The organism is Mesorhizobium sp. M7A.F.Ca.US.006.01.1.1, from assembly GCF_003997935.1.
In the GTDB taxonomy this organism is placed as follows: Bacteria; Pseudomonadota; Alphaproteobacteria; order Rhizobiales; family Rhizobiaceae; genus Mesorhizobium.
The window spans coordinates 1-5,110 of the sequence record NZ_RZQL01000361.1 but is presented as its reverse complement, the minus strand read 5'-3'; the positions used below and the strand labels follow the sequence as shown (position 1 = coordinate 5,110).

At 62.0% G+C, this 5,110-nt stretch carries 5 protein-coding genes; 3 read left to right on the top strand and 2 right to left on the bottom strand.

Annotated elements, in window-relative coordinates; genetic code table 11:
- Nucleotides 1-257, bottom strand: a 257-nt coding sequence (locus EN943_RS34770; protein ID WP_206522870.1) for an HPP family protein, incomplete at its 3' end; no start/stop codon positions are given.
- 130 nt (nucleotides 258-387) lie between these two features.
- Nucleotides 388-1,569 (bottom strand): cystathionine beta-lyase, encoded by a 1,182-nt coding sequence (locus tag EN943_RS34765; RefSeq protein ID WP_127416352.1) that lies wholly within the window; start codon nucleotides 1,567-1,569, stop codon nucleotides 388-390.
- 481 nt (nucleotides 1,570-2,050) lie between these two features.
- On the opposite strand from EN943_RS34765, the gene EN943_RS34760 reads away from it, so the two are divergent.
- The 3 genes from EN943_RS34760 (at nucleotide 2,051) to EN943_RS34750 (ending at nucleotide 4,995) form a co-directional block, all read left to right on the top strand.
- Nucleotides 2,051-2,686: a DUF1326 domain-containing protein gene (locus tag EN943_RS34760; RefSeq protein WP_127416351.1), complete on the top strand. Its 636-nt coding sequence runs from the start codon at nucleotides 2,051-2,053 to the stop codon at nucleotides 2,684-2,686.
- Nucleotides 2,687-2,695: 9 nt separating this feature from the next.
- Nucleotides 2,696-3,526, top strand: coding sequence for a DUF2182 domain-containing protein (locus EN943_RS34755; RefSeq protein ID WP_127416350.1), 831 nt, complete (start codon nucleotides 2,696-2,698; stop codon nucleotides 3,524-3,526).
- Nucleotides 3,527-3,966: 440 nt separating this feature from the next.
- Entirely contained in the window at nucleotides 3,967-4,995 is a 1,029-nt protein-coding gene (locus tag EN943_RS34750; RefSeq protein WP_023814120.1) for an amino acid ABC transporter substrate-binding protein, read from the top strand.
- The last annotated feature ends 115 nt before the right edge of the window (nucleotides 4,996-5,110 follow it).

The window sequence follows — 5,110 nt, the reverse complement described above, 5'->3', positions numbered from 1 at the left end:
ACGCCGACCAGCGCCGATATCGTGTTCCCGCCGATGATCGACCATGGCTGTGCCAGCGGACTGGCGGGCACGGCGAACAGCAGTACCGCCGACGCCCCCATCGGCGCCACCAGCAGCGGCACGTGCGGGCCGTTGCCGAGCACAAGGCTGGCGATCACGCCGGTGAGCGCAATACCGATCGTCGCGCCGATACAGGCGACGAGACGCTCGCGCAGCGTCGCGCCGGCGAGAATGGGAACAAAAAGGCGGAAAGCCATGGGGTCGAAAACTCTGCCGGTATTCCAGGGGAAGTCGAAAATGTGCTGATCGCACCGCAATGACGCGGCGTCGTTGAATTTGAAAGCCAAACTGATCCGGGAAACCGTGATTTTAGGGAATAGAATTCCGCTACGCAGCCGCTGCGGCGGTCAGGCCGCGCGAGATGTCGGCCTTCAGGTCGTCGACGTCCTCGAGGCCGATCTGCAAGCGGATCAACGGACCTTCATAAGGCGCTTTTGCAACGACACGGTCGCCAAGCCAGACCGGCACGGCAAGGCTCTCATAGCCGCCCCAGGAATAACCGAGGCCGAAGATCCGCAGCGCGTCGAGAAAAGCGTGCTGCTGCTTCTGGCCGCCGCCGGCGAGAACGATGGAAAAGATGCCGCTCGAGCCGGAGAAATCCCGCTTCCACAGAGCGTGATCCGGATGGCTGGGAAGGGCGGGGTGCAGCACGCGCGCCACGCCCTTCTGGCCCTCGAGCCAGGAGGCGATGGCAAGCGTGCTGCGCTGATGGTGTTCGAGGCGTACGCCCATGCTGCGCAGGCCGCGCAGCACCTGGTACACGTCGTCGGGTCCGGCGCAGCAGCCAAGCGTGCAGAAGCTCTCGTAAAGATGTTTCCAGCAGCTCTCATTGGCCGACACCGTGCCAAGCAGCACGTCGGAATGGCCGGCCGGGTATTTGGTCGCCGCATGGATCGAGATGTCGACGCCGTGGTCGAGCGGGCGGAAATAGAGTGGCGTCGCCCAGGTGTTGTCCATCATGACGATGGCGCCCGCGGCGTGCGCCGCCTTGGTAATGGCCGGGATGTCCTGCACCTCGAAAGTGTTGGAGGCCGGCGATTCTGTGAACACCACCTTGGTGTTGGGCTTGATCAACGCCGCGATGCCGGCGCCGGCATCGGGGGCGTAATACTCGACCTCGACGCCCAGCCGCTTCAGCATCGTGTCGGCGAAATTGCGGGTCGGATGATAGACGGTATCGACGATCAGCAGATGGTCGCCGGCCGACACGAAGGCGAGCAGCGGTATGGTCACCGCCGCAAGGCCCGACGGCACCACGATCGTGCCTGCCGAGCCTTCCAGCGCGTCTATGGCATGGGCAAGCGCATCGGTCGTCGGTGTGCCGCGCGTGCCGTAAGTGTATTTCTGGGTGCGTGCCGCCATCGAAGCCGCGTCGCGAAAAAGCACGGTCGAAGCATGCACCACCGGCGGATTGACGAAGCCGAAATAGTCATGCGGATTGTTGCCCGAATGGGCAAGCCGCGTGTTGATGCCCATCCCGCCGCTAGGGTGCTCGCCGTCTTTCGCCATTCTGCGTCGCCTTGTTTGACAAGCCGCTAGCCATAGTGCGGCGGCATGGACCGTGCAACAGCCACCGTCCGCCAGGAGATGGACTTCGAATATGCCAATTCGTCGCGGCAAAAACAGCGATGCGGGGACAGGGTATCAAACGAAAAACCCGCCTGTGCGGCGGGTCATCGGCGCAAATCAGCACCATGGATGAAAATGTACCATAGCTGAGGGCAGGGTGTCAAGAAAAAATTCCTATCATGAAAAGTGACCGGCACAAAAGCTGCCGACACGGCCGAACTGGTTGCCGTCAGTTAGGAGCCCTTGTCCCAGCCGATCGGGCTATTGTGGGCGGCTGTGAATGGTATATGATCCTCGGCTAATATTAATCGCCGGATTGCTTCGATCAGATGCTGCCGGATGGTTGCTGCCGTTTGACCTTCTGGTCCTCCACGATCCGGATCGCGCTCACCAAGCGTGAGCGCGGCAAGGGAGGAATGCCATGCCGGACGTCAAATGGGCCATGAAGGCGCGCGAATTCATCAATTGCAATTGCGCATATGGCTGCCCGTGCCAGTTCAATGCCATGCCGACATACGGATTCTGCCAGGCGGTCGCCGGCATGGAAATCGAGAGCGGCCATCATGGCGATACCAAGCTCGACGGGTTGCGGTTCGTCGGGATTTTCAGCTGGCCCGGCGCCATACACCAGGGCAGGGGCGAAGCCGCGGTGGTTATCGACGAGAGGGCGACGGAAGCCCAACGTGGCGCGCTGCTTCGCATATTGGGCGGTCTGGACACCGAGCCAGGTGCAACGATATTCCAGGTCTTCTCGACCACGCTGGAGAAATTCCACGATCCGATCTTTGCGCCGATCGAATTCAAGATCGACGTCGACGCGCGAACCGGTCAGCTGCATGTCGAGGGTATAACCGACGGTCGCGGCGAGCCGATCCGCAATCCGGTCACTGGCGCCGCGCACCAGGCGCGCATCGACCTGCCGCACGGCTTCGAATACGCGATCGCCGAGGTCGGGCGCGGCTGGACCAAGGCGACGGGCCCGATCAAGTTCGAGCTGGCCGACACGCACAGCCATTTCGCCAATCTGCATCTTACGCAGAGCGGCATCGTGCATTGACCTGATCCAATGGGCGACACGGCCCTCGAGGCGGTGCTGCGGCGCGATCGCGCGGTCGTGATGGCCGCGCTCGTCGTGATTGCCGTGCTCGCCTGGGCCTATGTGCTGTGGCTCGCCGCCACCATGGTCATGCCCGGCCCCCCTTTGCCGGACGGCGGAGGCGGCGACATGGACGGAATGGATATGGGTGCCGCCATGGCGCCCGGCTTCCGGCCCTGGGCATTGGGCGATTTCGCCTTCACCTTCACGATGTGGGCGGTGATGATGGTCGGCATGATGACGCCATCGGTCGCGCCGATGTTGCTGCTCTATGCCGGTGTCGGCCGCAAGGCGCGGGCGGATGGCAGGCCCATCGCTTCGACGGGATGGTTTTTTGCCGGCTACCTCGCCGTCTGGGTCGTCTTCAGCCTCCTGGCGACCGGTGCACAATGGCTGCTCTCCCGTCTTGCCTTGCTCGATCCCTCGATGGCGACCGGCAGCGCGGTCCTCGGCGGCCTCGTCCTGATCACCGCAGGTCTCTACCAATGGACGCCGATGAAGGGCGTCTGCCTGCGCCAATGTCAGGCCCCGATCGCGTTCCTGGCCGGCCACGGCGGATTCCGCTCCGCTCCGCTCGGCGCGCTTCGGCTGGGCATCGATCACGGCGCCTATTGTCTAGGGTGCTGCTGGGCGCTGATGGCCTTGCTGTTCGTCGGTGGTGTCATGAACGTGCTGTGGATCGCCGGCATCGCCATCCTTGTTCTGCTGGAGAAGACGGTGCCAACCGGGCAGCTGATTCCGCGCGTTTCAGGCGCGTTGATGGCTGCCATCGGAACCTGGATCGTCTTTCAAGCCTTTTGAGAACAGTCTTCGTCTGCGATCTGTATTGGTATGCAACGGCCAGTAAATTGTCAGATGACAATCGTGGAACCTGGCAGTTCGTCGCACGCGGAGGTCAACAACGACGAGGTATTGCCTGGATGGATTTCGCGGTCGCGGCCCGTATTGGCACTGCGTTGGCGTTGCATGAGCTTTGCCGCCTTTATTGGCCCTGCTGACCAATTGGCGGGCGTGTTTGTCTGTAAATCAGGCATTCACGGCAATCGGTTTTCAAACTCTTTGGGTTTGGGTCATTTCCCTTGACCTCACGGGAATTATCGCCTTCGATGACATTTGTGAATGGGAGGCGGCGCGTCGGTTACGATGCGGGGTTTTGGGATGGGCCGGGATGAAGCCGCGTTCACACGGGAGAAAAAAATCAGGATTTACTCCTGAAAAACAGAGAAAAGGGTCTGTGGGTCATGAAACATATTGCTATCGGCATTCTGGGCGCCGCCACGCTTGGATTGATGGCGTCCGCCGCGTCGGCGGCCACGCTCGACACCGTCAAGGCAAAAGGCTTCATCCAGTGCGGCGTCTCCACCGGCCTGGCCGGTTTTTCGGCGCCGGACGACAAGGGTGACTGGCAAGGCATCGATGCGGATTTCTGCCGCGCTGTCGCGGCCGCCGTCTTTGGTGACGGCTCCAAGGTCAAGTTCACGCCGCTCAGCGCCAAGGAGCGGTTCACCGCGCTGCAGTCGGGCGAGATCGACATCCTGTCGCGCAACACCACCTGGACCATCAACCGCGATACGGCACTTGGCCTGAATTTCATCGGCGTCACCTACTATGACGGCCAGGGTTTCATGATCAACGCCAAGAAGCTGCCGGGCGTCAATTCGGCATTGCAGCTTTCGGGCGCCGCCGTCTGCGTGCAGAGCGGCACCACCACCGAGCTGAACCTCGCCGACTACTTCAAGGCCAACAAGATGGAGTACAATCCGGTCGTCTTCGAAAAGCTGGAAGAGGTCAACGCCGCCTATGATGCCGGCCGCTGCGACGTCTACACCACCGATCAGTCGGGCCTCTATGGCATCCGCCTGACGTTGGGGGCGCCGGCCGACCATGTCGTGCTGCCCGAGATCATCTCCAAGGAGCCGCTCGGACCGGCCGTTCGCCAGGGCGACGACCAGTGGTACCACATCGTCAAGTGGACCTATTTCGCGCTGCTGCAGGCTGAAGAGCTCGGCATCACCAAGGCCAATGTCGATGAGATGAAGAACTCGGCCAGCCCCGAGATCAAGCGCGTGCTCGGCCAGGAAGCCGATACCAAGATCGGCACCGATCTCGGCGTCTCCAATGACTGGGTGGTCAACATCGTCAAGGCCGTCGGCAATTATGGCGAAATGTTCGAGCGCAATGTCGGCTCGGGCAGCCCACTGAAGATCGCGCGCGGCATCAACGCGCTGTGGACCAAGGGCGGCCTGCAATACGCGCCGCCGATCCGCTGATCGAAATGTGATCCGGGAGGCAGATCATCTGCCTCCCGGTTTCTCTTTCCAGGGGACGGTCGAATGGCATCGCAGGACGTACTTCGCGAGGAGCCCAGCCGCGGCTCCTTCATCA

Coding starts and splice junctions, on each gene's coding strand:
- EN943_RS34760 (WP_127416351.1), top strand. CDS start 2,051: ATGCCGGACGTCAAATGGGCCATGAAGGCGCGCGAATTCATCAATTGC.
- EN943_RS34755 (WP_127416350.1), top strand. CDS start 2,696: ATGGGCGACACGGCCCTCGAGGCGGTGCTGCGGCGCGATCGCGCGGTC.
- EN943_RS34750 (WP_023814120.1), top strand. CDS start 3,967: ATGAAACATATTGCTATCGGCATTCTGGGCGCCGCCACGCTTGGATTG.
- EN943_RS34765 (WP_127416352.1), bottom strand. CDS start 1,569: ATGGCGAAAGACGGCGAGCACCCTAGCGGCGGGATGGGCATCAACACG.